Below are 3,262 nucleotides of genomic sequence, written 5' to 3'. Positions count from 1 at the left end.
TGACTGATAATAGTCGCAAAGTAAAGACAATTTGTCTTCCTTACTGTAACTTTTGTACTTTTTACTCATTACTAAACACATTTTATTAATTAACCATAAATGTGTCTATCTATATCAGTATAAGTCAACTTTTCTGATATGCATTTCTGTCTGGTTTATGCTTAGCAATCTGCCGATACTTGCATGTACGGTATGGGGAGAAGATTGGAAAACTAAGTTGTTGTATTCTGTAGGAAACGCGCTCTTTAGGCGATTTATGAAATCATGAGAACTAAAAATCTCAATGTTCCCAAAAGTTCTAATGACGGTAGGGAACATTCGCAGCAATTCTTTGTTCATATTAACCGATGTTTATTAATAGGACAAAGGCTCTATTGTCTTCCTTTTAGTATATGTTTATTAGATTGATACATACGAAAAAGCGCGGAGCCTATTCTGTCACTCGTTCCACGCTATAAAGGCTCTCGCATTGCCCGACAAGTCGAAACGAGCAACGCCGAAAGCCCCACGCTAGTGTAAATATATAGAAAGCACTCTTGACAACGAACAATAGAATCGTCCGAAGCCAATAAGGGCTGTATATAATACACCTCATGAGGCGTTCTTTGTTGCTTTGTTCTTGACTTGTCGTTGAATTTGCGAGATTCTTATAGCGTCAAAACCAAAGCGTACAAAAACGCCTTTTACCATATGTATGTCTGCCCAACCTCTGCCCATCGGGGTTTCCGGTATGGATATAGACGTTACAAAGATAATACTTTTACCTTGAAAACCACTATGTTTGGTTGACAAAACGTGATTTTATTGGCTGATTTAACATTATTAAATATAAATATGTCAAAGAATTCCACTTCTGGTGATTTTTCTCGCAAAAAGTTTGTATTCTCAATGATTATTCGTATCTTTGCATCATCAGTTCCCACCAAGCCTCTCAAAGATGCTCAAATGCGTGGGGCGTTTTTTGTTTCCGTTTTATCATATTATGGGGTCGGTTCAAACGCCCACATCCAATCCATATCTAAGTAATTTTGGTGTAACTGAAAGTTAAATACGTTAAATCTCACACTTTTCGTATCAAAACAGAAATCATACAATATGAAAACATTAATATTTTTTCTGATATTCATAATTAGCACACTTTGCTGCTATAGCCAGACCTCTATGACGGGTGCGCCGCGACAGTTTGCTGCGCCGCGTGCGTCTTTCAATGATATCATTAGCATTGGTGAGCTGATAAAGAGTGTGAAAGAGGGTAACGTTGGTATTAAGAAAATAGCGGAAAAGAGCGGCTATGCGTTTCGAGGTCGCTATCACGACCCTGAGTTGAACGACTTCTATTATGAGGATGTCTACTATAAGAATTGTATGGTGGCGGCAGACGGCAGTCCGATTAAATATAGTAAGGGTAATTCTTCTGTGCTGATAGCAGGAAGCGTTGGCTTCGGACCTTTCGTCTCGATTCGTGTCTACAACAAACGTGCCTATAACTACATAAAATCGGAACTAAGGAACAAGTTCCATTTCAAAACCGCGGAGGTCGATGGCAAGTGGGCAACGCTGAAGAAAGGGAGTGTGGTTGTTGACGTTTCCGTGGACGGCAATGCCTATGGTTTCACCTTTTACATCAAATAGACGTTGGTTAAAAGCTGGCGTGAACTGAGTTGGGACAGGTGAATCTGACGTCTGGAAAGACTTTGGAAACATCATTGAGTATGACGCGACAGGTATTGACAAGGTGACAAACCGCAGCGATGTGAAGGAAAGCTCCCGCTATTCTCTCAATGGTCAGCGAGTAACCTCTCCTACCAAGGGCGTGAATATCGTGATATATAGCGATGGCAGCATCAAGAAAGTTGCCGTTCAATAAACAAAATAGAAAATCAGTGTTACTCTTAGTAGTAGCACTGATTTTTTTTGCTCATTACATTCTTGAATGGTGGAACAAAGACAAGTCTTTAGCAAGGAAGCAACTGAATGATGGCGTAGCTATCCCTCACTTATCGTTTCGGAGGATACAAGGCTAAACTGCATGAAGAAGTGGATACTTCGAGATTTGGAATATAAAATGGATGCTCCACTCTAACAGATGAAGAATGATAAACTCTCATATTAATTCAACACTCCTTTCTCCCTCATATAATCAGTGAGGTCTTCCATCAAATATTCCTTACCAAAAGTATGGAGCACATCATAACTTGATACAATATACCCATTCAGTATACCAGATGTCTTCAATCTTTCGTATACATCCCTAGCATTCAGTCCTAATCGACGAGACAAGTTACCAATACAATACGTTGCGAAATCTACTGTATCTTTATCCATACACCAATTGCTTTTTGTCATTCATCATATCTACGCTTCTTCCTCTTTTATTTTTCCAATGTAGAGTCCACTTTAAAAAGTGGTTTCGTTTAAAAGTTTAACATACATTCGTTCTTTGACATTTTGTAGTAACTACTCAGCACCCCATCCGTAAGTCCATCAGTTTACGGATGGGGATTTTATCTTTTCTTTTTGCCAAACAAATCAGAATGAGTACCAGTAGTTAACATCAACAGTGTCAATTCTGTATCATTCTGTTCCCATATCAAAAGCCAATCTGATTCAATATGAGCTTCCCACTCACCTTCATGATTACCATAAAGTATATGTGGTTTGTATTCTGAAGGTAACATACCATTTTCTACCAATAGGGAAATCGCTTTCTGTAATTTCCCTATTGGATAGCCACGCTTCCTACAAAGTTTCAACGCTTTGTCGAATCTTTTAGTTGTTCCTAATTTATACATCACTTACCAAGAATAGTGTCAAACATTTCATCAACAGAGTTCCATTGTGTAACTCTACCTTTAGCAACATCCTCTTCAGCAAGTTCCAATTCTGTTTTCTTAGGTTTTAAAACCGAAATAGAACTCACTCCATTGAGCATTTGAATGGCACTTTTAAGTTTATTGACCAAAGATGGATCAGATATTGAAACCACTAACTGTGGTTCTTTTAATCCTATCGTTCTTGCTTTCATAATCTTCTCTTTTAAACGTTTAACAGAATTATGTTACAAAAATACATTTTTCCCCTCACACCGCCAAACTTCTTGCATTATTTTAACGTTAAAGGTCTTTATTGTAACTACTCTTTTACCTTTGCACCCAGAATCAAGTAACATGGATTTGGTTAATTGGTGTTAAGGTGTACTATTAACTACTCTAGCAAATAGCTATGTGCTGATTTAGTCCTTCACCATCCAAATCCTTTTTCT

The 3,262-nt window shown here is 38.1% G+C and carries 5 protein-coding genes; 2 read left to right on the top strand and 3 right to left on the bottom strand.

Going from position 1 to position 3,262, the window contains the following annotated elements; genetic code table 11:
• Positions 1 to 1,095: 1,095 nt before the first annotated feature.
• Both EXN75_RS17020 and EXN75_RS18530 read left to right on the top strand, forming a co-directional pair.
• Complete coding sequence (locus EXN75_RS17020; protein WP_134844724.1) at positions 1,096 to 1,632, top strand: hypothetical protein; 537 nt, start codon at positions 1,096 to 1,098, stop codon at positions 1,630 to 1,632.
• Positions 1,633 to 1,735: 103 nt separating this feature from the next.
• The gene (locus EXN75_RS18530) at positions 1,736 to 1,867 is read left to right on the top strand and encodes a hypothetical protein (RefSeq protein WP_281279489.1); all 132 of its coding nucleotides are present in this window, start codon (positions 1,736 to 1,738) and stop codon (positions 1,865 to 1,867) included.
• Positions 1,868 to 2,109: 242 nt separating this feature from the next.
• On the opposite strand, the gene EXN75_RS17015 is transcribed toward EXN75_RS18530, so the two are convergent.
• The 3 genes from EXN75_RS17015 to EXN75_RS17005 form a co-directional block, all read right to left on the bottom strand.
• The gene (locus tag EXN75_RS17015) at positions 2,110 to 2,346 is read right to left on the bottom strand and encodes a DUF3791 domain-containing protein (protein WP_246031458.1); all 237 of its coding nucleotides are present in this window, start codon (positions 2,344 to 2,346) and stop codon (positions 2,110 to 2,112) included.
• A 158-nt stretch (positions 2,347 to 2,504) separates the two neighbouring features.
• Positions 2,505 to 2,792: a type II toxin-antitoxin system YafQ family toxin gene (locus EXN75_RS17010; protein ID WP_187349109.1), complete on the bottom strand. Its 288-nt coding sequence runs from the start codon at positions 2,790 to 2,792 to the stop codon at positions 2,505 to 2,507.
• Positions 2,792 to 3,025: a hypothetical protein gene (locus tag EXN75_RS17005; RefSeq protein WP_118120539.1), complete on the bottom strand. Its 234-nt coding sequence runs from the start codon at positions 3,023 to 3,025 to the stop codon at positions 2,792 to 2,794. Before EXN75_RS17005 ends, EXN75_RS17010 begins: the two co-directional genes overlap by 1 nt.
• Between the last annotated feature and the right edge of the window lie 237 nt (positions 3,026 to 3,262).

The sequence above is a fragment of the Segatella hominis genome, from assembly GCF_004535825.1.
GTDB classification, from domain to species: Bacteria; Bacteroidota; Bacteroidia; order Bacteroidales; family Bacteroidaceae; genus Prevotella; species Prevotella hominis.
Note: the sequence above shows the minus strand (reverse complement) of the source record. Positions and strands in the feature narration are given on the sequence as shown.